Origin of the sequence: Thalassobaculum litoreum DSM 18839, from assembly GCF_900102465.1 — a bacterium.
GTDB lineage: Bacteria > Pseudomonadota > Alphaproteobacteria > Thalassobaculales > Thalassobaculaceae > Thalassobaculum > Thalassobaculum litoreum.
Genome location: NZ_FNBW01000003.1, coordinates 228,215 through 253,776 on the forward strand (window position 1 = coordinate 228,215; position 25,562 = coordinate 253,776).

22 protein-coding genes and 1 pseudogene are annotated in these 25,562 nt (G+C 68.6%); 13 read left to right on the forward strand and 10 right to left on the reverse strand.

The window, feature by feature from the left end; genetic code table 11:
• Positions 1–15 precede the first annotated feature (15 nt).
• The 5 genes and pseudogenes from BLS34_RS06270 (at position 16) to BLS34_RS06290 (ending at position 6,191) form a co-directional block, all read left to right on the forward strand.
• Positions 16–426 (forward strand): VOC family protein, encoded by a 411-nt coding sequence (locus tag BLS34_RS06270; RefSeq protein WP_093148987.1) that lies wholly within the window; start codon positions 16–18, stop codon positions 424–426.
• Positions 427–438: 12 nt separating this feature from the next.
• The gene (locus tag BLS34_RS06275; protein WP_215906050.1) at positions 439–1,209 is read left to right on the forward strand and encodes a class II aldolase/adducin family protein; all 771 of its coding nucleotides are present in this window, start codon (positions 439–441) and stop codon (positions 1,207–1,209) included.
• A 35-nt stretch (positions 1,210–1,244) separates the two neighbouring features.
• A pseudogene (locus BLS34_RS06280) lies at positions 1,245–2,135 on the forward strand (NAD(P)-dependent oxidoreductase); the annotation flags it as partial.
• A gap of 140 nt (positions 2,136–2,275) precedes the next feature.
• Entirely contained in the window at positions 2,276–3,739 is a 1,464-nt protein-coding gene (locus BLS34_RS06285; protein WP_093148991.1) for an adenylate/guanylate cyclase domain-containing protein, read from the forward strand.
• A 103-nt stretch (positions 3,740–3,842) separates the two neighbouring features.
• The gene (locus BLS34_RS06290; protein ID WP_093148993.1) at positions 3,843–6,191 is read left to right on the forward strand and encodes a molybdopterin-containing oxidoreductase family protein; all 2,349 of its coding nucleotides are present in this window, start codon (positions 3,843–3,845) and stop codon (positions 6,189–6,191) included.
• Positions 6,192–6,226: 35 nt separating this feature from the next.
• On the opposite strand, the gene BLS34_RS06295 is transcribed toward BLS34_RS06290, so the two are convergent.
• Positions 6,227–7,054 (reverse strand): TauD/TfdA dioxygenase family protein, encoded by an 828-nt coding sequence (locus BLS34_RS06295; RefSeq protein ID WP_028795518.1) that lies wholly within the window; start codon positions 7,052–7,054, stop codon positions 6,227–6,229.
• The gene (locus BLS34_RS06300) at positions 7,051–7,815 is read right to left on the reverse strand and encodes an SDR family NAD(P)-dependent oxidoreductase (RefSeq protein ID WP_093148995.1); all 765 of its coding nucleotides are present in this window, start codon (positions 7,813–7,815) and stop codon (positions 7,051–7,053) included. Before BLS34_RS06300 ends, BLS34_RS06295 begins: the two co-directional genes overlap by 4 nt.
• A 155-nt stretch (positions 7,816–7,970) precedes the next feature.
• Here BLS34_RS06300 and BLS34_RS06305 point away from each other — a divergent pair, with 155 nt between their 5' ends.
• Complete coding sequence (locus BLS34_RS06305) at positions 7,971–8,669, forward strand: DUF599 domain-containing protein (protein WP_175474122.1); 699 nt, start codon at positions 7,971–7,973, stop codon at positions 8,667–8,669.
• Positions 8,670–8,693: 24 nt separating this feature from the next.
• Here BLS34_RS06305 and BLS34_RS06310 read toward each other — a convergent pair whose 3' ends face one another.
• A complete protein-coding gene (locus tag BLS34_RS06310) occupies positions 8,694–9,281 on the reverse strand; it encodes a GNAT family N-acetyltransferase (RefSeq protein WP_175474123.1) in 588 nt (195 codons plus the stop codon).
• A 10-nt stretch (positions 9,282–9,291) separates the two neighbouring features.
• On the reverse strand, positions 9,292–10,248 hold the full coding sequence (locus tag BLS34_RS06315) for a homocysteine S-methyltransferase family protein (protein ID WP_093149001.1): 957 nt from the start codon (positions 10,246–10,248) through the stop codon (positions 9,292–9,294).
• Between the two features lie 142 nt (positions 10,249–10,390).
• Between BLS34_RS06315 and BLS34_RS06320 the strand changes: the two genes are divergently transcribed.
• The gene (locus BLS34_RS06320) at positions 10,391–11,005 is read left to right on the forward strand and encodes a TetR/AcrR family transcriptional regulator (protein WP_093149003.1); all 615 of its coding nucleotides are present in this window, start codon (positions 10,391–10,393) and stop codon (positions 11,003–11,005) included.
• A gap of 25 nt (positions 11,006–11,030) precedes the next feature.
• Positions 11,031–11,435 carry a group III truncated hemoglobin gene (locus BLS34_RS06325; RefSeq protein WP_051245001.1) on the forward strand — a complete coding sequence of 135 codons (405 nt, stop codon included), beginning with the start codon at positions 11,031–11,033 and terminating at the stop codon, positions 11,433–11,435.
• 196 nt (positions 11,436–11,631) lie between these two features.
• On the opposite strand, the gene goxB is transcribed toward BLS34_RS06325, so the two are convergent.
• The 4 genes from goxB to BLS34_RS06345 form a co-directional block, all read right to left on the reverse strand.
• On the reverse strand, positions 11,632–12,765 hold the full coding sequence (goxB, locus tag BLS34_RS06330; RefSeq protein WP_093149005.1) for a glycine oxidase maturase GoxB: 1,134 nt from the start codon (positions 12,763–12,765) through the stop codon (positions 11,632–11,634).
• 7 nt (positions 12,766–12,772) lie between these two features.
• Positions 12,773–14,875 carry a CTQ-dependent glycine oxidase GoxA gene (gene goxA / locus BLS34_RS06335; RefSeq protein ID WP_215906051.1) on the reverse strand — a complete coding sequence of 701 codons (2,103 nt, stop codon included), beginning with the start codon at positions 14,873–14,875 and terminating at the stop codon, positions 12,773–12,775.
• Between the two features lie 88 nt (positions 14,876–14,963).
• On the reverse strand, positions 14,964–16,115 hold the full coding sequence (locus tag BLS34_RS06340) for an epoxide hydrolase family protein (protein ID WP_093149008.1): 1,152 nt from the start codon (positions 16,113–16,115) through the stop codon (positions 14,964–14,966).
• Positions 16,116–16,126: 11 nt separating this feature from the next.
• Entirely contained in the window at positions 16,127–17,026 is a 900-nt protein-coding gene (locus tag BLS34_RS06345) for a DMT family transporter (protein WP_245701928.1), read from the reverse strand.
• 100 nt (positions 17,027–17,126) lie between these two features.
• On the opposite strand from BLS34_RS06345, the gene BLS34_RS06350 reads away from it, so the two are divergent.
• Together BLS34_RS06350 and BLS34_RS06355 are read left to right on the forward strand one after the other, a co-directional pair.
• The gene (locus BLS34_RS06350; protein WP_093149012.1) at positions 17,127–17,984 is read left to right on the forward strand and encodes a TauD/TfdA dioxygenase family protein; all 858 of its coding nucleotides are present in this window, start codon (positions 17,127–17,129) and stop codon (positions 17,982–17,984) included.
• 25 nt (positions 17,985–18,009) lie between these two features.
• Entirely contained in the window at positions 18,010–19,062 is a 1,053-nt protein-coding gene (locus BLS34_RS06355; protein WP_093149013.1) for a ketopantoate reductase family protein, read from the forward strand.
• Positions 19,063–19,258: 196 nt separating this feature from the next.
• Here the strand turns inward: BLS34_RS06355 and BLS34_RS06360 are convergent, their stop codons facing one another.
• Entirely contained in the window at positions 19,259–20,863 is a 1,605-nt protein-coding gene (locus BLS34_RS06360; RefSeq protein ID WP_093149015.1) for a flavin-containing monooxygenase, read from the reverse strand.
• A gap of 25 nt (positions 20,864–20,888) precedes the next feature.
• Positions 20,889–21,560: an HAD family hydrolase gene (locus BLS34_RS06365; protein ID WP_093149018.1), complete on the reverse strand. Its 672-nt coding sequence runs from the start codon at positions 21,558–21,560 to the stop codon at positions 20,889–20,891.
• Between the two features lie 410 nt (positions 21,561–21,970).
• Here BLS34_RS06365 and BLS34_RS06370 point away from each other — a divergent pair, with 410 nt between their 5' ends.
• Genes BLS34_RS06370 through BLS34_RS06380 form a run of 3 tightly spaced genes read left to right on the forward strand, consistent with a single transcriptional unit; the run spans position 21,971 to position 25,550 of the window.
• Positions 21,971–23,629, forward strand: coding sequence for a GMC family oxidoreductase (locus tag BLS34_RS06370; RefSeq protein WP_093149021.1), 1,659 nt, complete (start codon positions 21,971–21,973; stop codon positions 23,627–23,629).
• Positions 23,626–24,246, forward strand: a complete 621-nt coding sequence (locus BLS34_RS06375) for a 2-hydroxychromene-2-carboxylate isomerase (protein ID WP_028795504.1) — start codon at positions 23,626–23,628, stop codon at positions 24,244–24,246. The genes BLS34_RS06370 and BLS34_RS06375 overlap by 4 nt, the downstream gene beginning before the upstream one ends.
• Positions 24,243–25,550 (forward strand): MFS transporter, encoded by a 1,308-nt coding sequence (locus tag BLS34_RS06380; RefSeq protein ID WP_084619009.1) that lies wholly within the window; start codon positions 24,243–24,245, stop codon positions 25,548–25,550. Before BLS34_RS06375 ends, BLS34_RS06380 begins: the two co-directional genes overlap by 4 nt.
• The last annotated feature ends 12 nt before the right edge of the window (positions 25,551–25,562 follow it).

Genomic DNA, 25,562 nt, shown 5'->3' on the forward strand with positions numbered 1-25,562 from the left:
GTGAGGGAGGTCACCATGCCAATCGGAAGACTCGATCATGTCAATCTCCGCACCACCGACGTCCCCCGCCTGGTGGACTTCTACGAGCGCGTGCTCGGTCTGAAGAAGGGCAAGCGGCCCGATTTCGGCTTCGGTGGGGCCTGGATGTATTCCGGCGAGGACGCGGTCGTGCACATCGTGGAGACCGGCGCCACCGCCGACTACCGCGGCGACCAGCAGCTCGAGCACTTCGCTTTGCGGGCCACCGGGCTGGAGGATTTCCTCGCCCATCTGCGCTCCCTGAACATTGCATACAAGTGTGGGGTTCTTCCCGGCGACGGCTTCGGCCACACTCAGGTGAACATCTTCGACGCCGACGGGAATCACATCCATATCGACTTCCCGCCGCAGGAAAACGCCGACATCGCCGAGTTCAAAGGGACCTGAAGGAGATCAGCCGTGACCGTCACATCGATGCCCCGCACGAACCGCTGGTCTGAGGAAGAGCGCCAGACCCGCGAGGACCTCGCCGCCGTCTACCGCGTCTTCGCCGCCAAGCAGATGGACGACCTGATCTACACCCACATCTCCGCCCGGGTGCCCGGCGACGAGGAGCATTTCCTGATCAACCCGTTCGGGCTGATGTACGAGGAGGTCACCGCCTCGAACCTAGTGAAGATCGACCTGCAGGGGAACATCGTCGAGGACAGCGCCTACCCGATCAACTACGCCGGTTTCATCATCCACGGCGCGGTGCACGAGGCGGTGCCCGGCGCGCATTGCGTCATCCACCTGCATACCGACAGCGGCGTGGCGGTGTCGTGCCAGCGCGACGGGCTGATCGACGCCTCCCAGTTCGGCATGTTCCTGCCCGGCGGGATCGCCTATCACGACTATGAGGGGCTGGCCTTCGACGACGCGGAGAAGCCCCGTCTGGTCGCCGATATCGGCCAGTGCAAGGCGATGATCCTACGCAACCACGGCACCCTCACCATTGGCGAGACCGTCGCCGAGGCGTTCTTCCACATGTACAACCTGGAGCGCGCCTGCCGCGTGCAGGTGCTGGCCCAGGCCGGCGGACAGGCCGAGGTTCTGCCGATCGCACCGGAGATCGTCGCCCATACCCGCGCGCAGAAGTCGGAAGGCGCGCGCCTCGCCGGCATCGGCACGCTCGAGCTGGCCGCCTGGAAACGTAAGCTGGACCGCATGGGCAGCGACTTCCGCAACTGACTTCCTCCATCTGACGGACACTCGAAGGGAACGAGAGAATGACCAACCCGATCGGCTTCATCGGCCTCGGCAATGCCGGGGCGTCGGTCTGCAAGGCGCTTCTGGACAAGGGCCAGACCGTGATCGGTTTCGATTTGAGCCCCGAGCGCCGCAAGGCTGCCGCCGAGATCGGCGTGACCCTGGCCGACAGTGCCGCCGACGTGGCGTCCAAAGCCGACCGGATCATCCTCTCCCTGCCCAAGCCGGAAGCGTCCATCGCCGTCGTCGAGGAGATCCTCGCCGCCGGCCACCGGCCGTCCATCATCATCGAGACCAGCACCGTCACCCCGGCGACCGCCATCGCCTGCCACACGCGCTGTCGGGCCGAAGGGGTCGGCTTCGTCGATGCCGCCATCGCCGGCGGCGTGGCCAGCATGGCCTCGGCCAAGATCACCTTCTTCCTGGGCGGCTCGCCGGAGGAGATCGCGCTTGCCCGTCCGGTGCTCGACCTGCTGGCCGAGCGGATCTTCGAACTCGGCCCGATCGGCGCCGGCATGGGCACGAAGGTGGTGAACAACGGTGTCATGCACGCGGTCATGGTCGTGCTGATCGAGGCCTTCGCCATGTCGACCAAGCTCGGCGTACCGGTGCAGACCATGGTCGACATCCTGAACCGGGAGGAGGGGCTGATGCGGCCGCTGGTCCACCGGGTGCAGGAGCGCATGGCCGACGGCAACTACACCGGCGGCATGTCGGTCTCCAACGCGCGCAAGGATTCCGTCCTCGCCCTGGAGACGGCGCAGAACCTGGGCGTGCCGCTGTTCGCCACCCTGGCCTCCCACACCCCGTACGAGATCGCCGAGGCCAAGGGCATGGGCGACCTGGACTACGCCGCGCTGGCCACCCTGTGGGAAGACTGGGCCTCGGTGTCGTTCGAGAAGAAGTGAGGCCGCTGGCACTCCCTCGGGAATCGCGATACTGAAACAATTGAAATGTTGTCGGGTATGCGCGTGAAACGCTGACCGCATATCTATCCCGCCGCTCCGAGAGGTTGGGCGGGATTCGGTCCGGGTGGGGGAGAGCCGGTGTGGCTCAGGTCGTCGCATACGAGATTGAAATCCAGTCGGACGGGAAGTGGCGCACGCTGCAGACCTACGACCCAAGCGAACTCGGCGAGGCCCAGTCCGAGATTCAGCGCCTTCAGCGCAACCCTCCGGGCAGCGGCCTCAAGCTGATCGAGGAAACGCTTGGCGAGGATGGCATGTTCAAGCGGCGCACGCTGATGTTCAAGCGGCTCGACGAGGGCACGCCGCCGCCGGCCTCCCTGCGGGCGCCCGCCACCTCGAGGGCCGTCACCGGCGGCGCCACCGCCAGGGGCCGCACCACCGCCGCGCGCCCGGCAGCCAAAGTCGGCAAGCCGGTCGGCGGTGGCCAGCGCATGGGCTTCGGCGGCTCGCTGGCCGATCTGCTGTCCTTCCTCTTCGTGCCGCTTCGCGCCCGCCAGACGGGGGTCGGCTCCGATCTGGCGAAGGGGGACATCGCCCGAAGCGACATCGCCAAGATCGTTCCGCCGGAGATCACCGGACCGACGCGCAAGCGCGGCCAGGTGCCGATCTTCGAGGACGAGCAGGATGTGGCGCTCGACGACCTGATCATCGCCGACGCGACCTACCGCCAGTTCCGCAGCTTCTTCGAGACCCTGCGGGAAGGCGGCGCCCTGGAGGCGGCGCGGCGGGATCTCGAGTTCGCGCGCAAGATCAGCCTGTTCGCGGTCGGCGTGCTGTTCTCCATCGAGCAGGACATCAACATCTTCTCCGACCGCGGCCGCTCGATCGTGGCCCAGGTGCTGAAGTTCTTCATCGAGAGCACCGACGCCATCGGCCATTTCGTGGAGACCATGGAGCGCTATCTGACCGAGAAGGAGGCGCCGGCCTCCATCCGCGTCGGCTCGCGCTGCTTCCGGCTGTATCAGAGCGCCGATATCGACGGCCTGAAGCAGACCTTCGAGGAGGCGTTCGGCATCGTCGATACCCTGGAGGAAGGGTTGGGCGGCACGGTCAAGGTGGGCATCCTGTTCACCGACATCGTCGACAGCACCCGCCTGACCAGCGAGATCGGCGACGCCGCCGCCCAGTCCGTCATCGACCACCACGAGAGTGTGGCGCTCGACATGTGCCGGCGCTTCGGCGGGCGCAAGGTGAAGCACCTGGGCGACGGACTGATGCTGAGCTTCGCCAACAAGGAGCGCATGGTCGCCTGCGCCGTCGCCCTGGTCGACAGCATGAAGGGGCTCGCCAACCGCCCCGACGCGCCGGAATACAAGATCCGCTGCGGCGGGCATTTTGGCGAGGCGATCAGGAAGGACGAGGACTTCTTCGGCTCCACGGTGCAGCTCGCCGCCCGGATCTCCGCCCGGGCCGGCGACAACGAGGCCTGCTTCTCCACCATGCTGTTCGACCGCGACCTGCCGACCTACGCCCTGTTCGAGGACCGCGGCGCGGTGGAGTTGAAGGGGATCAGCCAGAAGGTGATGCTGGCGGTTTACGGCTGACGGCCCGGGCCGATCGGGACCTTCCGCCGCACGGTGGGCTCCTCTAGGGTGAAAGGCTGCCGGCCGCGTTGCCGCCCCTTTCCCCCTGTCGTCGCGAGGCCCCGTGAGCGCGATCACCCGCACCCCCGCTTTCTGTACCCAATGCCGCTCCCGCTGCGGCTGTGTCGCCGTGGTGGAGGATGGAAAACTCACCGGCATCGACCCGCTGCCCGGCCATCCGAGCGGCGAGAAGCTCTGTCCCAAGGGGCGGGCAGCGCCGGAGCTGGTCTATCACCCCGACCGGCTGACCCGGCCGATGCGCCGTACCGCGCCGAAGGGAGCCGCCGATCCGGGCTGGGAGCCGATCTCCTGGGATGCGGCCCTGGACGAGATCGCCGGGCGCATGGCGACCGTGGCGCGCGAGCACGGGCCGGAGCAGACCGCGTTCTCCGTCACCACGCCGAGCGGCACCCACATCTCCGACTCGATCTCCTGGATCGAGCGGCTGATCCGCGCCTATGGCAGCCCGAACACCATCTACGGAACCGAGATCTGCAACTGGCACAAGGACTTCGCCAGCCGCTTCACCTACGGCACCGATATCGGCACGCCGGATTTCGCCAACACGGACTGTGTCGTGCTCTGGGGCAACAACCCGGCCGCGACCTGGCTGGCGCGCTCGGTGGAGATCCAGAAGGCGATGCGCCGCGGGGCCAAGGTGATCGTGGTCGACCCCCGGCCCATCGGCTTCGCCCGCCGTGCCGACCAGTGGCTCGCCGTGCGGCCTGGCACCGACCAGGCGCTGGCGCTCGGCCTCGCCCATCTCCTGATCGAGGGCGGGCGGTTCGACCGGGACTTCATGACGCGCTGGAGCAACGGCCCGCTGCTGGTGCGCCGGGACACCGGCCGGTTCCTGCGCGAGGCCGATCTGGTCGCCGGCGGCGGGGCGGACGTGTACCTGGCCATGGCCGAGCAGGGCGGGCTGCTGCGGTTCGACGCCGGCCGGGGCGTGTGGCTCGACGAGGGCCTGCCGGCACTGCGCGCGGAGCGGGATCTGGATACGCCCGACGGCCCGGTCGCCTGCCGCAGCGCCTTCGAGGTCTATGCCGCCGCCGCGTCCGACTGGCCGGCCGGGCGGGTCGCCGAGGTCACCGGGGTGCCGGTGGAGGCCCTGCACAAGGCGGCCGCCCTGCTGGCCGAGGCGTCGTCGGTCGCCTATTACGCCTGGAACGGGGTGGGCCAGAGCCCGACCGCGACCCAGACCGACCGGGCGATCTCGCTGCTCTACACGCTGACCGGGAGCTACGGCAAGGCCGGCGGCAACGTGCCGGGCGGGGCCGCGTCCTTCGCCGACATCTCCGGCGGCGACCTCATGGCACCGGAGCAGAAGGCCAAGGCGCTCGGCCTGTCCGAGCGGCCGATCGGGCCCGGGCTCAGCGGCTGGGTGACGGCGCGCGATGTCTGGCGGGCGGTGCTGGCGGGCGATCCGTATCCGGTGCGGATGCTGGTGTCCTTCGGCACCAACCTGCTGGTCTCCCAGCCCGACGGCGACCTGGCCACGCGGGCGCTCGCCGCGCTCGATTTCCATGTCCATGTCGACTTCTTCGAGAACGCCACGGCGCGGCACGCCGATATCCTGCTGCCCGCGGCCACCTCGTGGGAGCGCGAGGGATTGCGCACCGGCTTCGATGCCAGCCTGGAGGGCATGCGCCAGGTGCAGCTCCGCCCGGCGGTGATCGATCCGGTCGGCGAGGCGCGCTCCGACACCGACATCGTGCTCGCCCTGGCGAAACGGCTGGGCCTGTCCGACGCATTCTTCGGCGGCAGTGCGGATGCGGGTCACGACCATGTGCTGGCCGGCGCCGGGCTTTCGGTGGAGCGGCTGCGGGCGGCGCCGGAAGGCGTGACGGTGCCGGGGAGCGTGGCGCTGGAGGCCCATGCCATTGCCGACGGGGGCGGGGTGCCGCGCGGCTTCCCGACGCCGACCCGGCGGCTGGAGGTCTATAGCGAGCGGCTGCACGCGCATGGCGGGGCGGGGGTGCCGGCCTTCGATCCGGCGGTCCTGCCCGAGCGCGAGGAGGCCTGGCCGCTGCGGCTCGGCTCGGCCAAGACGGTGGCCTATTGCCACAGCCAGCACCGCAACATTCCCTCGCTGCGCCGGCTGATGCCGGATCCGATTCTGGAAATGGCGGCCGAGGACGCCGACGCGCGCGGGCTGAAGCCGGGCGACTGGGCGGTGGTGAAGACGGCGCGCGGCCGGGCGGTGGCGCGGGTTTCCATCATCCGCGACCTGGAGCCGGGCGGCGTGTTCGGCCAGCACGGCTGGTGGGTCGACGGCCCGGACGGCAGCCCCTACGGCCGCGACCATCCGCTGGCCGCCAACATCAACGCGACGATCGACACCTCGGTGTCCGACCCGGTCAGCGGCTCGATCCCCCTGCGCTGCTCCCGCTGCGAGGTGGAACGGCTTTAGCGGCAGAAAAATGTAACGCTGGAGCGGCTCCGGCGTTACGTCACCGTGCCGCCCTTCAGGGTGATCCGGTGCATTTCGCGGCGGTGGCCGTGGTAGTCGTTCACCGGGTAGTGCATGGCCGCCCGGTTGTCCCACATCACCAGCGTGCCCTCGCGCCAGCGCACCCGGCACTGGAATTCCTCGCGGCACTGGTGCTGGTGCAGCCAGCCGAGCAGCGGCGCGCTCTCCTCCTCGGTGAAGCCGTCGAAGCGCACCGTGTGGCCGACATTGAGGTACAGCGCCTTCTTGCCGGTCTCCGGATGGGTGCGCACAACCGGATGGCAGGAGGTGAACTCCTTCTTCGCGTCGTCCCCCTTCACCCGGTCCTCGCGGGTCTTGGTCGCGTTCGCCTTGGCCGAACTGTTGATTGCGCGCAGCGGCGCCAGCATTGCCTTCATCCCGTCGGACAGCGCCTCGTAGGCGGCGACCTGGGAGGCGAACAGGGTGTCGCCGCCGACCGGCGGGATCTCGCGGGCCAGCAGCATGGTCGCCATCGGCGGCTTCTCCATGTAGGTGGTGTCGCTGTGCCACAGCCCGCCGAAATTGTTGCGTTCCTCCGGCTCCTTGATGATCGGCGTGACCATCGGGAAGCCGTCGATGCCGTTCAGAAGGGGATAGATGTCCGGCTCGCCGATCCGCTCGGCGAAGCGCACCTGCTGCTCCGGCGTCATGTCCTGGTCGCGGATCACCAGCACGTGGCGGTCGTTGAACGCCTGGCGCAGGGCGGCGGTGGTGTCGTCGTCCAGCGCGTTCAGGTCGAGGCCGGTGATCTCCAGCCCGATATGCGGGGCCATCGGCTCGTTCGGGAATGGCAGGTTGCTCATGTGAGGAACGCTCCTCCGTTCACGTGAAGGGTCTGGCCGGTGATGAACCGGCCCTGCGGTCCGACCAGATGGCGGACCATGGCGGCGATCTCTTCCATCGTGCCCTTGCGGCCGGCCGGCACGCCGGCGGCGCGCATGGTGCTGGGCATCTGTCCGGCGGCGGCGCCGCGCACGGTGTCGATGGCGCCGGGGGCGACGCAGTTGGCGGTGATGCCGTGCGGGCCGAGCTCGACCGCCAGCGCCCGCATCAGCCCCTCCAGCCCGGCCTTGGAGGCGGAGACGTGGCAGCGATCGGGCGTGCCCACATGGGTCGATACCCCCGATAGCCCGACGATGGCGCCGCCCTCGCCTCCCTGTTGGCTTCTGGCGATCATGTGCGGCACACAGGCGCGGGTGAGGATGAAGGCGCCGTCCAGCGCGACCGACAGGATCTCGCGCCACTCGGCGAGGCCCATCTCCAGGAACGGCGTCTGGCGGCGCAGGCCGGCATTGCTGACGACGATGTCGATGCCGCCGAACTCGCTCACCGCACGCTCGACCATGGCGGTGACCGCGGCCTCGTCGGCGACGTCGGCCAGGTGCCCGAAAGCGCGGCCGCCCAGTGCGCGGATCTCCTCGGCCACGCCGTCGACCGCCGCCTGGTCGCCGCGGCCGTTGACCACGACGGCGGCACCGTCCCGGGCCAAAGTCAGCGCGATCCCGCGGCCGATATTCTTGCCCGCCCCGGTGACGACGGCGATCTTTCCGTCCAGCGATCCCATGACGTCCTCCCATGCCGATCCGTATCAGGACCCTTTGCGATCAAAGGGTAAGCGCCTTGCCGCCCGCCGCACAGGGCGAAAGCGACACGGATTGCCGGGCACCTGTCCGCATTCCTCGGCGGCACGGCGCGCGCAAATCTGCTATCGCATGGGCCATGACGACGTTGATGCAGATCTTCTCGCCCCTCGACATCCTCGCCCTGGCGATCTTCGTCACCGCCTGGCTCGGCTACGAGATCTTCGGCGAACGGGCGGCCGAGCGCGGCGCCAACCTGTCGGGGCTGATGCAGGGGTGGCGGGGCGACTGGACGGCGGCCGCGGTGCATCGCGACAACCGGATCATCGACATCCAGATCCTGCGCTCGCTGGCCGGCAATTCCGCCTTCCTCGCCTCCACGGCGATCTTCGTCATCGGCGGTCTGGCGGCGATGATCGGCGGGTCGGAGCACGCGGTGCTGATCCTGAACGGGTTCGAGTACCTGCTGGAGACGACGCGCGACCGTTTCGGCCTGATGGTCGGGGCGCTGATCGTGGTGTTCATCAACGCCTTCTTCCGGCTCGCCTGGTCCCTGCGGCTGCACAACAACGCCGCCGTGGTGCTCGGCTCGATCCCGCAGCCGGGGGCGTCGGACGACCCGGAGGTCGCCCAGGACCGCGCCCGCGTGGTCGCCCGGATCACCACCCTGGCCGCCCGGCACTACAACGGCGGGATGCACGCCTATTATTTCGGGCTCGCCGCCTGCGCCTGGTTTCTGCACCCGGTCGCACTGATCGCCGCATCCCTGTGGGTGGTGGCGATCCTGTATCGCCGCGAGTTCCGCTCCCGGGCGCATGCGGCGCTGGCGCGCAAATAGTCGCCAGCGCCCCCTATCGTCGGATCAGTCGAGGACCTTGATCAGCAACTGCCAATGGGTGTCCGGGTTTCGCCAGTCCCCCTTGCCCATGGGCCGCTCGGCCCGGAACTCGAAGCCGAACCGCTCATACAGCCGACGGGCACCGGCGTTGGCGCTGGAGACGATGATCGACATCCGGGTGCAGCCACAGTCGCGGGCCTGACGTTCGGCCTCGAAGAGCAGCCGGCAGCCGATCCCGTGACTGCGCCAGTCGGGCATGACCGCCAGCACGTTCACGTACCAGCTTCCCGCCGCCAGATTCTCAAGCTCCTGCAGGGGAACGAACATCGCCGGCATATCCTCGTCGATCGGCTGCGCGGCGCCGAGCGGATAGCCGACAAGCCCGCCCTGGACCCGGCCGGCCAGGGTCGCGAGGGTGGCGTTGCCATGAGAGAAGGAACCCTCGCCCCGCCGGGCCCGGCGCAGGCCGACATCCCGTGGGGTCTCGCCCGGTTCCGCCATGCCTTTCCAGACATGGGTAACCATGCCCTCGCTCGCCATCTCCACGATCTCGACCAGCGAGAGGGCGTCGTCCGGACCGGCCGGACGCAGGATCAGGTCGTGATAGCCCATCCCGTCCCCCTCAGGCCGCCCGGGCATGGCCGGAGCAGCGCCCGCCGATCTGCTCCAGGTGGCGGTGATCGGTGCCGCAGCAGCCGCCGAACACGTTGGCGGCGGGCAGCAGCGTCCGCAGCCGGGCATAGTCTCGGCCGAGCTGCTCGGGATCGCCCGCATCCAGATCGGTGGAGTTGTCCAGCTCGGCATGGCTGCGGGTCGAGGCGTTGGCCCGCACGCCGCGGATCCGGTTGATCCAGTCGCCGCCCTTGGCCAGCACCGACTCGAAATGGGTCGGGTGGGCGCAGTTGATCATGTAGTAGGCGGCGGCCCCGTCGGTCGCGGCGTCGGTCTCCTCGATGGCCTCGCCCAGCGGCTGGCCGGTGGGAAGACGTCCGTCGGTCTCCAGGGTGAAGGAGATCACGCTGGGCATGGAGCGCCTGGCGGCGGCTCGCACGATGCCGACGGCCTCGGGCACGTTGGTCAGGGTCATGGCGGTGACCATGTCGGCCTCGGTGTCGCTGAACAGGGCGATCTGGCAGGCGTGATAGGCCTCGGCCTCCTGCGTCGTCATCACGTCGCCCGGATCGTAGCCGTCGCCGCGCGGGCCGATATTGCCGGAGACCACCACCGGGGTCGCCGGCGTCTCCCAGCGGTCGCGCAGGGCGGCCAGATCCTCGATGGCGACCTGGTTCAGGCGCAGGTGTTCCGCCTCGGAATAGCCGAGCTTGCGGGTCCAGTCTCGGCTGGCGCGCCAGGTGACACTCTCCAGCACGAAGCCGCAGCCGTTGTCCCGGGCGATCTGGAGATACTGTTCGGAATACTGTTTCAGCCGCTCGCGGCCGCCGTCGCGGCGCAGCAGGTCGATGGCGGCGAAATGCGGCAGGTCGATGCCGTCGATGAAGACAAGGGTGGTTTCGAGACCGCCGTCGGTCAGGAACGGCCCGCCGTCGAGCTGCGGCAGGCGTGTGCGGTAGCGTGCCATGGTTGGCCTCCTCATGTTTCGCGGTGGCCGGAAAATCGGCGGATGCCATGGTTAACGCTAGTAAACCTGCGGTACGGAAATCGAACTGAAACAAATGCCCTCTAATCCGTCGGAGATACCGGCCGAGGAGGAGGAGTTCGGAATGCGCAGAGGAGAGCAGACGCGGGAAAAGATCCTGGACATCGCCGAGGACGCGGTGCTGGCGAAGGGCTTCGGCGCCACCTCGATCGAAGAGGTGATCGCCGCCGTCGGGATCACCAAGAGCGGATTCTTCTATCACTTCCGCGATAAGAACGAACTCGCCCGGGCGATGCTCGTGCGGTTCCTGAAGCGCGACGACGCCGTGCTGGACGACCTGTTCGCCGTCGGCGAGGGCGAGGATCCGCTCGCCGCCTTCCTGAAGGGCCTCGACCGTTTCGCGGCCATCATGGGCGAGATGGAGCAGGGGCACCCGGGCTGCCTGGTGGCGACCTACTGCTACAACGAGGTTCTGTTCGACCGCGAGGTGCGCGAGCTGAACCGCCTGGGCGTGCTGGCCTGGCGCGAGCGGTTCCGGCGAATCTTCGATGCCATCGACGCCCACTATCCGGCGAACGACGTGGTCGATATCGACGCGCTGGCCGACATGGTGTCCTCGGTGACCGAGGGCGGGATCGTCATGGCCAAGGCCTTGAAGGAGCCCGGCGTGCTGGCCGAACAGATCCGGCTGCTGCGGTCCTACGTCAAGCTGCTCTACACGCCGTCGCTCGCCGCCTGACCGGATGCCGTGGTAGCGTGCGGCCATGACCGACGCCTCCAATTCCGCACCCGACCGGTCCGCCCTGGCCCCACCCTTCGCGCGGGTCAGCGAGGACGACATCTCCCTGGTGGTCGAAACCTTCTACAGCCGGGCGCGGGAGGACGAGATGCTCGGCCCCGTCTTCATGCGCCATGTGGAGGACTGGCCGGCGCATTTCGAGCGGCTGAAGGCGTTCTGGTCGTCGGTGCTGAACCTGACCGGGCGCTATGACGGCATGCCGATGCGCGTGCATGCGGGAATTGGCGAGCTGACGCCGGCGCATTTCGACCGCTGGCTCGCCCTGTTCGCCGAGACCCTGGCCGATACGGTCGACCCGCGGGCGGCCCAGGAATTTCTCGTCCGAGCCCGCAACATGGCCGACGCGCACAAGCGGTTCCTGTTCCGATAGGGCGCTGGCTGCTCGCGAGGGGTAACGGTCCTCTCACCATTTCCTTCCCCCATTTCCCCTTTCGGTTTCCCGGCCCTGCGCCGGGATCGAGGGTGCGGCTTGCCGGAGTTTTCCTGGGCCTGGCGAGGCGTTCCAGCGCGCGTCTTCCCTGGGCCCGGGCGCAAGGCCGGGGAGACGGATGCGGGGGAATGAAGCGTCAGTTGGCGCTCTGCCGGCGCCGCCAGAACGGCGCGTCGGCGAACCGGCGTTCCTGCGCGTACATGGCCCGACGCTGGGCCAGGAACCCCGCCACCCCGTCCAGCACCGATCGGGCATAGGCCTCCAGCGCGGTGTCGTCGCCCTCCAGCGCCGTCGACAGCACGCTGCCGGCGCGGGCGCCCGCCCAGAGTGCGGTGGTCATGCCGTGGGAGGAGAGCGGGTCGAACGCCGCCGCGCAGTCGCCCGCCGCCATCCACGGCGCGCCGTCGACCCGCCCGGCGGGAGGGACAAGCCAGGTGGTCCCCGCGCTCGACAGGCTCGGGGGTGCGTCCAGTGCGAAGCCGGCATCCTCGATCCAGCGGCCGATATGGCGCGTGCCTGCGACCAGGGCGGTCCAGGCGGCGAGGTCCCGGGTCGGGGTCTCGCCCAGCAGGTCCGGGTCGGTGAAATAGGCGACCGACAGCATGCCGTCCGGCCGCAGGGCGGCGTACCACCAGCCGGTTTCGACCGCCTCGATCAGGACCGCCCGGGTCGGCTCCACGCTGTCGTCCCGGTGCGGCAGAAAGGCATGGGCGGCGACGAGCTGGTCGGCCCGGTGCCGTTCGGCGGCCCGGCGGGCGACGACGGAACCGCGGCCCGAGGCGTCCACCACCGCATCGGCGGTCAGCGTCTCGCCGTCCTCCAGCGTCAGGTGCCAGGCACCGTCGCCGGCACCTGCATCGCTCACGCGGGTCGCGAACACCCGGCTGGCCACCGCCTCGGCATGGCGCCGCAGGTCCGCCTCGAACCGGGCCCGGTCCAGCACCAGTCCCGGTCCCTCCAGATGCAGGATCGCGTTGCGGTCGAGCAGCTGGTCGCCGCCCCAGGAGGACAGGGTGGTGTGGGACACCCGATGCCCGGCCGCCGCCATGGCGTCGGACAGGCCGAGGCGGGCGAGGATCGGGTTGGCGGCCGGCGCCAGGGTCTCGCCCACCGGGTCGTGTCCTGCCTCGGGGGGCGGCGCGACCCAGAGCACCTGCAACCCGGCCTGGTCCCCGGCCCGGCCCCCTGTCAGGCCCGCAGCCTCCACGAGCGCGAGCACGGCCGCCGGCCCGGCGATGCCGGCCCCGATGACGGCGACGGTCTTTCCCATGGCGGCCTCAGTTCGGGAGCTGGCCGTCCGCCGGCGTCCATCTGAAACGGAACTCCATGGTGTCGCCGCGCTGCACCTCGGCATAGACCTCGCGCGGGATGCCGAGCTCGCGGGCGACCTCTTCCGGCACCTCGCGCTTCACCACGAAGCCCATGCGCTCCCACAGGGTGATCATGTCGGTGATGCCGTCCCAGTAGCTGGCATTGGCGTGGTAGCCGATCCCGGCGACCCCGCGTTTCCAGTCGGCGCGCTGGTTGAAGTACTTGATCCTCTGTTCCCGGCCGAGCTTCTGGCCGTCGCCGGTCTCGCCCCTGATCACCTGGTCCTCCAGGAACGCCACGGGCAGCACGTCGATCGGCAGCAGCGCCGGCCACCACACGGCCGTGGGGAAATCGCTCTGCATCAGCACCTGCTGGCAGCTGAAGGCGTCGCATTGCCAGGGCAGGCCCATCCAGCGGGTCAGGTCCCCTGGCATGCAGGGGCCGACCGCCGGGGCGATCCCCTTGTCCGGGTCGCCGACCAGGGTGAGCTCCGGCGTCAGCAGCCGGCCGACATCCTGCAGCAGGGTCGGCCGGTCGCCGCGCGCGAGACGGAACGGTTCCGGCAGGGGCCCGTTCGTCGGGGCATGGTCGCGGGCGTACATGGCCTTGTGCCGCAGGTAGTAGGTCAGCTCCACCCCCGGGTGGAAGGCGCCGCCGCTCAACGGCATCAGCGCCGCCTGGGTCAGGGCGAAGGGCTGCTGGTCGAGCGGGATCTGGTCGAAATCGGTGATGCCCTTGTCGTCCGGCTGCCAGTCGTCGACGTAGTTGCCGTCCTTCCAGTCGATCAGGAACTGGTACTGGAGATGGGCCATCTGGAACCACTGGTACGGGCTGCCGTCGTAGTTGATGCCGTCGCCCAGCATGTACGGCACCTTGAGCTGCTGCTCGGTGAAATAGTCCGCCTCGGTGTTGCCGGAGAACTGGAAGGGCGGGCGGATCTGGGCGAAGGCCTGTTGGCGCAGCTGCGTGTTGGCCGGTTTCGACAGCCGGTCGATCAGGGCCGGATCGGCGAAGTCGAAATACGCGCCCATCCAGGCCTCGCGCAGATTGGCGGCGTCGGTCAGCCACTGCATCTGCCCCAGGCGCTGTAGGGTGGGATAGATGTCCTTGGTGAAGGACGGCTTGGCCGGCCGACTCTGCCAGTTCAGCCGCACGTTCATATCGTAGATCAGGTCGTACATGGTCGAGACCGGCTCGATCTGCGGCGCGAAGTTCGGGCCGACGCAGGCGACCCAGGCCGAGTCCGCAGCGGTATCCAGATCCGGCTCCACCGGCAGGGCGTCCGCCAGGGTGACCGTCGCGGTGACCGGCCCGTCGCACCAGTCGTCGTGCCAGCCGTCGTTGTCGGCGAAGCTGGTGATCCCGGCCCCGGTCGGGCTTTTCGACACGCCGTCCGGCGGCACCACGAGCAGGTGACCGGCGCTGTCGGTCTGCAGGTGGCCGAGGCCGACCGGCTCGCTGCCCCAGAAGGTGCCGCCCATGGCGAAGGCCGCGTCGTCGCCGTCGCGGTTGGTGTCGGTGCCGGAGATGGTCGTGGCCGTGCCGTCGATCACCAGATTGTCGAGGCGCTGCTCCGGGCGGGTGAAATACTGGTTGCGCCGCTGGCCGGGAATGCCAGGGGCGAGGTCGCCGTTGTCCATGGGGTTGTTGAAGCCGTACCAGGCGGCCTTGGTATTGGCGACATGAACCGTCCATTGAATGGAGCCGTCGGCGGCGGTGATCTCCTTGATCACCCGGCCCTCCCGGTCGAAGGCGTAGATGCGGAAGCGCTGGACCTGCTTCTTGATCCGCTCGGTGCCGTCCTTGAACTGCCCGTCCGCCGGTGTCGGCGGCAGGCCGGGCACTTCCGGCGCGTGGAACCACAGCTTGCTGCCGCCGACCCGGCAGATGCCGATGGCCGGATAGATGCCGAGCCGGGCGATCTTCGCACCCGCCGGGGCGACGCCGGGGCCGGTGCCCTGGGCCACCGCCGCGCGTGCCATCAGCGGGCCGGACAGCGCCATCGCCCCCGCGCCCGCCAGAAAATCGCGCCGCTTCATGCTGGTTTTTGGTGTTCTTCCGTCGCCCATGACCGCTCCTCCCGCTCTGGAAGAGCCAGCGTATCAGCTTCCGGATGCACACTCAAAAATTGATTTTTGATAATTTGTGTCGATGGATCTAAAGGCTGGAGGCCAGGGCTCGGATTTCACCGGCCAGAGCGTCCGGATTCTCAAGGGCGGCAAAATGCCCTCCTTTTTCTAAGGATTCCCAACGGCGGATATCGGTATAGACCCGCGCGGCCGCGGTCCGGGGCGGGCGTAGAATTTCACGCGGAGATTGCAGATAGCCCACCGGGACCGCGATCGTGCCGCCGAGCGGGATCGGCCACGGCCCATGGGCGCGGGCGTAGTAGGGCCAGAACGAGGAGCCGATGGCGCCGGTGAACCAGTACAGCGAGATGTCCGCCAGCATCCGGTCGCGGCTGACGGCGTTCTCGATCCGCCCGTCATTGTCGGTCCAGACGTGGAACTTCTCGACGATCCAGGCGGCGAGGCCGGCCGGGCTGTCCGCCAGGGCGGAGGCCAGGGTCTGCGGCCGCGTACCCTGGATCACCTGATAGCCGGTCTCCTCGCGCAGGAACTCGGCCAGTTCCTCCAGATACCTCTGCTCCTCCGGGCTCGGATCCTCGGCCACGGCGGCGTCGCGGCGCAGCGGCAGGAAGTTGAGATGCAGGGCGCGCACCCGGTCGGGATGGTCGAAGGCAAGGCGCGAGCCGACGAAGGCTCCCCAGTCGCCGCCCTGGACCATGTAGCGCTCGATGCCCAGCACCTCGTCCATCAGCTTCGCCAGCGTGGCCGCCATCTCCTCGCAGGAGAACCGCTTCTGGTCCGGCGCGAAGGACAGGGTGAAGCCGGGCAGGGACGGGGCGATCACCGTGAAGGACGGCGCGTCGGGCACGCCGTGGGAGGCGGGGTCGGTCAGCAGCGGGATCAGCTCCAGGAACTCCAGCACCGAGCCCGGCCAGCCGTGCAGCAGCAGCAGCGGGATCGGGTCCGGCCCCGTGCCCTCGACCTTCATGTAGTGCAGCGGGATGCCGTCCAACTCGACCCGGAACTGCGGGAAGGCGTTGAGCGCGGCCTCCTCCCGGCGCCAGTCGAAGCCGTCGCGCCAATAGGCCACCAGTTCGCGCAGATAGTCCGGGTCGGTGCCGTAGGCCCAGGCTTCCCCCGGCGTTCGATCGGGGAAACGGGTGCGGGATAGGCGGTCCATCAGGTCGTCGAGATCGGCCTGGGGGATCGCGAGGGTGAAGGGGGTCGGAGTGGCGGCCATGGAAACCTCCGTCAGCGCTTGAACCGTTCGGCGATGGCGATGCCGCCGAGTACGAGGGCGAGGGCCTGGGCGTGGTACAGGTGGAATTCCTCGCTCAGGATCGCCACGCTCAGCACGGCGGCGAAGATCGGCACCAGGTTCACGAACACGCCGGCCCGGCCCGGCCCGACCTGGTCGACGGCCAGCAGAAACGAGATCTGCGCCAGGAAGGACGGGAAGATGACCACGAAGGCGACGATCGCCCAGCCCTTCACGGTCGGCGCCTGGAAATCCCCCACCAGATACTCGTAGCCGGCGACCGGAATGGAGGTCAGGAAGGCGGCCGTCGCCAGCCCGGCGAACATGGTCATCCCCGACAGCGGCGGGCGCTTGCGCAGGGACACGGTGTAGCCGGCATAGAGCACGCAGGCGACCACGATCAGCACGTCGCCATGGTTCAGTTCCAGTGCCGCCAGCCGGCCGAAATCCCCCTTCGACGCCACCAGGGCGACGCCGATCATGGTGATCGCCACGCCGAGGATCTGCACGCCGCGCACCGGCGTCCGATAGGCCGCGAAGGCGCCGAGCAGCACGAAGATCGGGATCGATCCCTGCAGAATGCCGATATTGACCGCCTGGGTGTGCTTGGCGGCGACGTACATCAGGGTGTTGAACACGCAGAAGCCGAGCGCGCCCATCACGAAGATCCTGCCCCAGTGCCGGCGCAGCACCGGCCATTCGGCGGCCACCTTTCCGCGCGCGAAGATCGCCAGCAGAATGAACACGCCGAGCCAGCGCAGCAGGGTCAGCAGCATCGGCGACAGCTCGCCGACCGACATCTTCGCGGCGACCGCGTTCGCCCCCCAGGACAGGGTGGTCAGGACCAGCAGCAGGTAGGCGTTGACGGCCTTTTGGGGGAGGGCTTCGGACACAGAGGCTCCGCGAATTTGGTGGGGTGACGCCGGACGGCGGCCCGTGGTGAGATTGTGTACAAGGCCGCGAAAACAGACGGTCCTCACGGGAGGAAACGGCATGCAACCGTACGAGACGATAACCGTAAAACCCATCGGCGGCACAATGGGTGCTGAGGTGTCCGGTGTCGACCTATCCAAGGAGCTCGGCAACGAGACCTTTTCGGAGATCCATCGCGCCTTCCTGGAAAACCAGCTTCTCGTCTTCCACGATCAGGACCTGACGATCGAGCAGAACAAGGCCTTCGCCCAGCGCTTCGGCCCGCTTGTCCCCTATCCCTTCGTGAAGGGTCTGGAGGCGCATCCGGAGGTGTTCGAGATCCGCAAGGAGCCGGACGAGGAGAAGAATTTCGGCGGCGCCTGGCACACCGACATGTCGTTCGACGAGCGCCCGCCGATCGCCACGATGCTCTACGCCCACGAGGTGCCCTCGCGTGGCGGCGACACGGTCCTGGCCAACCTGTACCGCGCCTACGAGACCTTGAGTCCGACCCTGCGCGGCTTCGTCGACGGGCTGACCGGCGTCTATAGCGGCGATCTGAAGGGCCGGCGCGGTGGCCGCGCGGCGCTTATGAGCAGCACCCGCTTCGACACGGCCAACGTGGAGAACGCGCCGAAGATGGAGAGCGAGCATCCGCTGGTCCGCACACACGCGGAGACCGGCCGCAAGGCGCTCTACATCTCCGGCAGCCACCTCTACCGGATCAAGGAACTGGCGGATAAGGAGAGCGACGCCCTGGTCGCCTTCCTGAAGGCCCATGCCGGCACCCTGGACTTCACCGCCCGCGCCTCCTACCGCAAGGGCACCCTGGTGATCTGGGACAACCGCTGTACCCAGCACATGGCGCTGAACGACTATCCGGGCGAGCGCCGGGTGATGCACCGCCTGACCATCGGCGGCGGCGACCGGCCGCACTGACAACCTAGACAAGGAAGACCAAGAGATGAGCGAGCGTATCGCGATCGTCGGGGCCGGCGCCGTGGGCGCCTATGTCGGCGGCTATTTCTCCCGCGCCGGCGAGGATGTCACCCTGATCGATCCCTGGCCGGAGAACGTCAACGCCATCAACGCGGGCGGGCTGAACCTCTACGGCCTGACCGAGGCCGAATGCTTCAACGCGCCGGCCAAGGCGATCCACCTGACCGATGTGCAGGCGCTGAAGAAGACCGGGCCGATCGACATCGCCTTCGTGTGCACGAAGTCGTTCGACACCGCCTGGGCCACCATGATGATCCAGGACTACCTGTCGCCGAACGGCTACGTGGTCTCGCTGCAGAACTGCATCAACGAGGAGACCATCGCCAAGGTGGTCGGCTGGGGCCGGGTGATCGGCACCATCGCCGCCAAGATCGCGGTCGAGATGACCGGACCGGGCGAGGTCAAGCGCGGCGTGCCGCTGGGCGGCAACAGTCACACCGTGTTCCGTGTCGGCGAGATCCATGGCCGGATCACGCCGCGGGTCGAGCGCGTCTGCGGCATGCTGGCCGGCATCGACAGTGCCAAGACCACCACCAATCTCTGGGGCGAGCGCTGGTCGAAGCTCTGCGCCAACGCCCACCAGAACGGGGTGAGCGCGGCGAGCGGCCTCGGCAATAACGGCTGCGCGCGGGACGCCGACGTGCGCTGGCTGCAGATCCGCATCTGCGGCGAGGCGGCGGCCATCGGCAAGGCGCTGGGCTACGATCTGGAGAAGATCGGCAAGTTCACCGGCGAGGAGTGGATCGCCGCCTGGAAGGGCGACGCCAGGCAGCGCCAGGCGATCGAGGACGAGATGCTCGCCGCCTGCGAGGGCCGCAGCGAGGAGAGCCGCCCGTCGATGGCCCAGGACATCGCCAAGGCCCGGCGCACGGAGATCGACTACATCAACGGCTTCATCGCCGAGAAGGGGGCCGAGATCGGCATCGACGCTCCGGCGAACCTGGGGCTGGTGAAGGCCGTGCACGCGGTCGAACGCGGGGAGTTGCCGCCGGCGCCGGAGCGGGTGACGACGATCTGACGGGCGAGGCGGTCGTCACGCGCGCCGGCCGCGGGGCTTGCCGGGATGACGGCTTCACTCCCCACCGTCTCCCCGGCCTTGCGCCGGGGGCCAGAGGCGCGCGCGCTGGAACGCTTGGAATAAGTCACCGGCGGCTCAGCGGCGGCTTTCCTGGATCCCGGCGCAAGGCCGGGAAGACGGAGAAGGGTGTGGTGGGCTACCCCTTCCGGAACCCCGCATACCCCGACGCGGCGATCTCCTGGCATTTCTTCACATAGGCCGGAAAGCCCGGATAGGGCATGAACACCCTCGGCTTGCCGGGCACGTTGGCGCCGAGATACCAGGAATTGCAGCTCGGATAGAGGGTGCCGCCGGCGATCTGGTTCACGTGGTCGACCCAGGCGTCCTCCGCATCCTGCTCCGGCTCGATGGTGTTCTGCCCGTGGGCCCGCAGGTGGTCGATGATGTCGCTGACATAGTCCACATGCTGCTCGATGGTCGGCAGCATGTTGGTCAGCACCGAGGGGCTGCCCGGTCCGGTGATGAGGAACAGGTTGGGGAAGCCGACCGTCGTCAGCCCGAGATAGGTGCGTGGCCCCGCCTCCCATTTCTCGACCAGCGGCAGGCCGCCGCGGCCGCGGATGTCGATCCGGTTCAGCGAGCCGGTCATGGCGTCGAAGCCGGTGGCGAAGACGATGGCGTCGAAATCGTACTCCCGCCCGCCGGTGATCAGGCCCCTCTCGGTCAGCCGCTCGATCGGCGCCTTCGAGATGTCGACCAGGGCGACATTGTCCCGGTTGTAGGTCTCGAAATAGCCGGTATCGACGCAGAGCCGCTTGCAGCCGATCACGCTGGTCGGGCAGAGCAGCTCCGCCGTCTTCGGGTCCTTCACGGTCTCGCGGATCTTGTCGCGCACGAACTCGGCGGCGACGTCGTTGCCCTCCTTGTTCACCAGCAGGTCGATATAGGCGCCGAGATAGGAGAACCCGCCGAGGTCCCAGCGCCGGGCGAACTCCGCCTTCGCCGTCTCCAGCGGCTCGCTGCCCCAGGTCACGTCGCGCACCGAATAGAGCTGGCCCGAGCGACCCTGCTTGGCCTTCTCGCGCAGCTCGCTGTAGTTCGCCTTGAACCAGGCCTCGCGCTCCGGGTCGACCGGGTGGTTATGGGCCGGCACCGCGTAGTTCGGCGTGCGCTGGAACACGGTGAGGTGTTGGGCTTGGCGGGCGATCACCGGGATCGACTGAATGGCCGACGAGCCGGTGCCGATCACCGCCACCCGCTTGCCGGTGAAATCGACCCCGTCCTTCGGCCAGCGCCCGGTGTGGTACCAGTCGCCCCCGAACTCCTCCATCCCCTCGAAATGCGGCACGTTGGCCGACGACAGGCAGCCCGTCGCCATCACCAGATGGGTTGCGGCGACGGTGTCGCCCTTGTCGGTGCTGACCCGCCACAGCTCAGCCGCGTCGTCGAAATGGGCGGCGGTCACCTTGGTCTCGAACCGGATGTCGCGCTTCAGGTCGAAGCGGTCGGCCACGTGGTTGGCGTAACGCAGGATCTCCGGCTGGGCGGCGAACCGCTCCGACCAGGACCAGTCCTGCTGCAGCTCCTCGTCGAACTGGTAGGAATACTCCATGCTCTCGACGTCGCAGCGCGCACCCGGATAGCGGTTCCAGTGCCAGGTGCCGCCGACCCCGTCGCCGGTCTCGAACACCACCGCGCGCAGCCCCATGCCACGCGCCCGGTGGAGCATGTACATGCCGGCGAACCCGGCCCCCACGATCGCGATATCGACGGTGGCGTCCTCGACCCGGTCCACGGCCATGCAGTCCTCCCAAATTTATCGTTCTTTATTCCCGCAAGCGGAGCGCAATCGCGGCGTGGCTGTCAAACACGGTTTGCGCCCCGGCGGCGGTCAGGCGCTCGGCCAGGCCCGGATCGGCATGGCCGGCCCCGGTGAAGCCCCAGGCGGCCATCCCCGCGTCGACGGCGGCGCGGATGCCGTTCACGCTGTCCTCCAGCACCACGCACTCCCGTGGCGGCACGCCGAGACGCTCGGCGGCGTACAGGAAGATGTCCGGCGCCGGCTTGCCGTTGGGCACCAGCTGGGTGGAGTAGATATGCGGGGCGAAGCGGTCGTGGAGCCCGGTCTTGCGCAGCTTCATGACGAGCGAGTCCGGGAAGGACGAGGAGGCGACGGCGGTCGGCACCGCGACGATCTCCACCAGATCGGCGATGCCCGGCACGGCCTCCAACTCGCGCTCCATGGCGGCGACGCTGTCCTCCTTGATCCGCTCGTACAGGCCGGGCGGCAGGGCGCCGCCGAAGCGGGCGCGGTGTTCGGCGTCCAGCGTGGCGAAGAAATCGTCATAGGACAGGCCGGTGAAACGGGTGGCGTAGTCCTGCGGCGAATAGCTCAGTCCGGCCTCGGCGATCGCCGCCTGCTCGATGCGCATGACGATGGCCTCGGAATCGACGAGCACCCCGTCGCAGTCGAAGATCAGGGCGGCGGGCTGGGGCATGGGTGTGTCTCTGGCGGGCAACGGGCGGACGGGGCGCCACTGTGGCACCGCGCAGGGGAAGAGGCGAGGGGGGTGCGTCGGCGCTGTCGGCATGGTCCTGATGCAAATCAGGGCCAAGCCACCCACCCCTTCCGAATCCCCGTCCTTGTGCCGGGGCGAACCCGGGTGCGACGCCCACCGTCGAACGCTTCGCACCGGCTGCCGGCAGTGCCCCGTAACAGATCCGGGGAGTGTTGATCTGCGAAATCCCTTCGCACCCGCAAAAACCTCTTCGCAGATGCACAAACATTCGTGCCGATCCGGCGAAGTTTAAATCGTCGGCTTCTCTCTCCCGCCGGCCCCATTGTCTGTGCTAGGACTGGTCGAAACCCGCACTCGTGGGACCGCTTCAAGACTCGGATCGTGATCCAATGGACAGCTTCGACTACGTCATCGTCGGTGCCGGCTCTGCCGGTTCGGTGCTCGCCAACCGTCTGAGCGAGGATCCCAACACCTCCGTCTGCGTGCTGGAGGCCGGGCCGAGCGACTGGCACCCGTTCATCCACATTCCCGCCGGATTCATGAAGACGATCCTCGATCCGTCGGTGAACTGGCTGTACGAGCAGGAGCCGAGCCACTGGACCGCCGGCCGCCGGATCAAGGCGCCGCGCGGCAAGACGCTCGGCGGGTCGAGCTCGATCAACGGCCATATCTACAACCGGGGCCAGCGGCTCGACTTCAACACCTGGTCGCAGATGGGCAACCGGGGTTGGGGCTATGCCGACGTGCTGCCCTATTTCAAGCGCTGCGAGAGCCGGCAGGGTCAGGCGGACGAGACCTTCCGCGGCCGCGACGGCGCCATGACCGTCACCGATATCGACTGGTCGCACCCGCTGACCGAGGCCTTCATCCAGAGCTGCGTGGAGACCGGCATTCCGCGCAACCCGGACTATAACGGCGAGAAGCAGGAGGGCGTGAACTACGCCCAGCGCACGATCCGCGACGGCCGGCGCCTGAGTGCCGCGCGCGGCTACCTGCACCCCGCCATGAAGCGTCGGAACCTGACCGTCATCACCCATGCCCACGCCACCGAGCTGGCGCTGGAGGGCAAGCGGGTCACCGGCGTGCGCTACAACAAGGGCGGGCGCCACGGCATTCCGTCGGAGGTCAAGGCGAACCGCGAGGTGATCCTGTCGGGGGGCACCTACAACTCGCCGCAACTCCTGCAGCTTTCGGGCATCGGCGCGCCCGAGCAGCTCAGCCAGCACGGCATCGCGGTCAAGCACGCCCTGCCGGGGGTCGGCGAGAACCTGCGCGACCACTACGCCCCGCGCTTCGCCTATCGGGTCAAGAACACCGACAGCATCAACGAGCGCGCCCGCGGCTTCAAACTGGCTGGCGAGGTGATGAAGTACCTGACCACCCGGAAGGGCATCCTGGCGATCAGCCCGACCCTGGTCTACGGCTTCTGGCGCTCCGATCCGGCGCTGCAGTTCGGCGACATCCAGTTCACCTTCACCCCGGCCTCTTATGCCGAAGGCGTGCAGTCGGAGCTGGAACGCGAGCCGGGCATGACCATCGCGTCCTGGCAGCAGCGCCCGGAGAGCCTGGGCTATGTCCGCCTGCGCAACGCCGATCCGTTCGAGGCGCCGGTGATCCAGCCGAACTACCTCGCCCATGAGGAGGACCGCCGGGTCCTGCTGGCGGCGATGAAGCTGGCGCGGCAGATCATGGCCTCCCAGGCGATGGCCGAGTACAACGCCGGGGAGACCTATCCGGGGCCAGGCGTGGCGAGCGACGACGAATTGCTGGACTCCGCCCGGCATCGCGGCACCACCACCTTCCATCCCATGGGGACCTGCCGCATGGGGCCGAGCAGCGACACGCTGACGGTGGTGGATGACAGCCTGCGGGTGCACGGGCTCGAGGGATTGCGGGTGGTCGATGCCTCGGTGATGCCGACCATGCCGTCGGCCAACCTGAACGCATCCACGATGATGATCGCCGAGAAGGCGTCAGACATAATCCGGGGCAAGGCGGCGCTTGAAGCCGTCAGCCTGCCGGACGAGGCCGGGAGCAGCGCGGCATGAGCACCATCGACTACTACTATTCGACCCGGTCGAACTTCACCTATATCGGCGCCGCCCGGCTGAACGCCCTGGCGCAGAGATACGGCCGCACCATCGTGCACCGGCCGATCCTGCTGTCGAAGACCATGCCGCCGATCGGCGGGATGCAGTTCGGCGAGCGGCCGACCATGCTGCGCCACTACGCCATGGTGGACGCGCTGCGCTGCGCCGCCGCCCATGGTGTGGAGATCCAGCGCGAGCCGATCCATCACATGGGACCGGTCGAGCTTCCCAGCGGCATCGTGATCGCTGGCCAGCGCGCCGTGCGGCGCGGCGAGGCGGGGGACGTAGACCGCCTCAGCCTGCTGGTACTGGAGGCCCTGTGGCGCTTCGACCGGGACATCGCCGATGAGGACGTTGTCGCCGATCTGGTGGGGCAGGCCGGCTACGGCGATCCGCGCGCGCTGATCGAGGAGGCGATGACCGCCTCGGTGCAGGCGGAACTGGAGCGCAACTGCGGCGAGGCCATCATGCGCGGCGTGATCGGCGCGCCGACCTATTTCGTGGACGACGAGAACTTCTACGGTCAGGACCGGCTCGATTACGTCGAACGGGCGCTTGCCAAGGCGGCGGGATGAGCCAGACCACATCGCGGGAGACCGGGCCGGGCTACGATTCCGACGCCCCGGGCGATATCGACGGCCCCTATGCCTGGGCCCGGCTGGCCATGTGCCTGCTGATCAGCATGATCGGCGGCGCGGGGCTGTGGTCGGTCGTCGTGGTGCTGCCGGCGGTGGAGGCGGATTTCGGGGTCAGCCGCGCCGACGCCTCGCTGCCCTACACCTTCACCCTGATCGGCGTCGCCATCGGCACCGTGCTGATGGGCAAGCTGGCGGACAAGGTCGGCATCGTGCCGGCGCTGATCGTCGGCGGCATCGCGCTCGGGGCCGGCTACGGGGCCACGAGTTTCGCGCCGTCCATCTGGGTCTTCTCGGCCGCGCACGCGCTGCTGATCGGCATGCTGGGCGGGGCGGTGACCTTCGGGCCGCTGCTGGCCGACATCTCCCACTGGTTCGTGCGCCGGCGCGGCATCGCCGTGGCCATCGCCGCCAGCGGCAACTACCTGGCCGGCACGGTGTGGCCGCCGATCATCGACTATCTTGTCCATGACGTGGGCTGGCGCGAGACCCACCAGATCATCGCCATCTTCTGCGTCGTCACCGTGGTGCCGATGGCGCTGGCTCTGCGCCGCCGCTCGCCGATCGGCCATGCGCCGGCCCCGGTCGTCGCCAAGGGCCGCAACGGCAAGCCGCCGCTGCCCAGCCCGGTGCTTCAGGGCCTGCTGATCGTCGCCGGGCTGGCCTGCTGCATCGCCATGGCCATGCCCCAGGTGCACATCGTCTCCTACTGCCTGGAACTCGGCTACAACAGCCAGCGCGGGGCGGAGATGCTGTCGTTGATGCTGGCCACCGGCATCGTCAGCCGGCTGGTCTGCGGCGCGCTGGCCGACCGGATCGGCGCGCTGTGGACGCTGCTGCTCAGCTCCACGCTTCAGACCCTGGCCCTGCTGCTGTTCCTGCCTTTCGACGGGCTGGTGCCGCTCTATGTTGTCTCCGCCCTGTTCGGCCTGTCCCAGGGCGGGATCGTGCCGACCTATGCGCTGATCGTGCGCCAGTTCTTCCCGGCCGCCCAGGCGGGGGTGCGGGTCGGCGTGGTGCTGTCGGCGACCCTGGTCGGCATGGGGCTCGGCGGCTGGATGTCGGGAGCGATCTACGACCTGACGCTGAGCTATACGGCGGCATTCCTGAACGGCGTCGGCTGGAACATCCTGCACATCGCCATCGCCGCGTTCCTGCTGTTCGCGCTGGGGCGTCAGGGGGGTGACAGGGCGTCGCAGGAGTCGGGGCCGCGCGGGCCTGCCATGCAATTCAGAACGGCGTGACGGGTTGGTGCA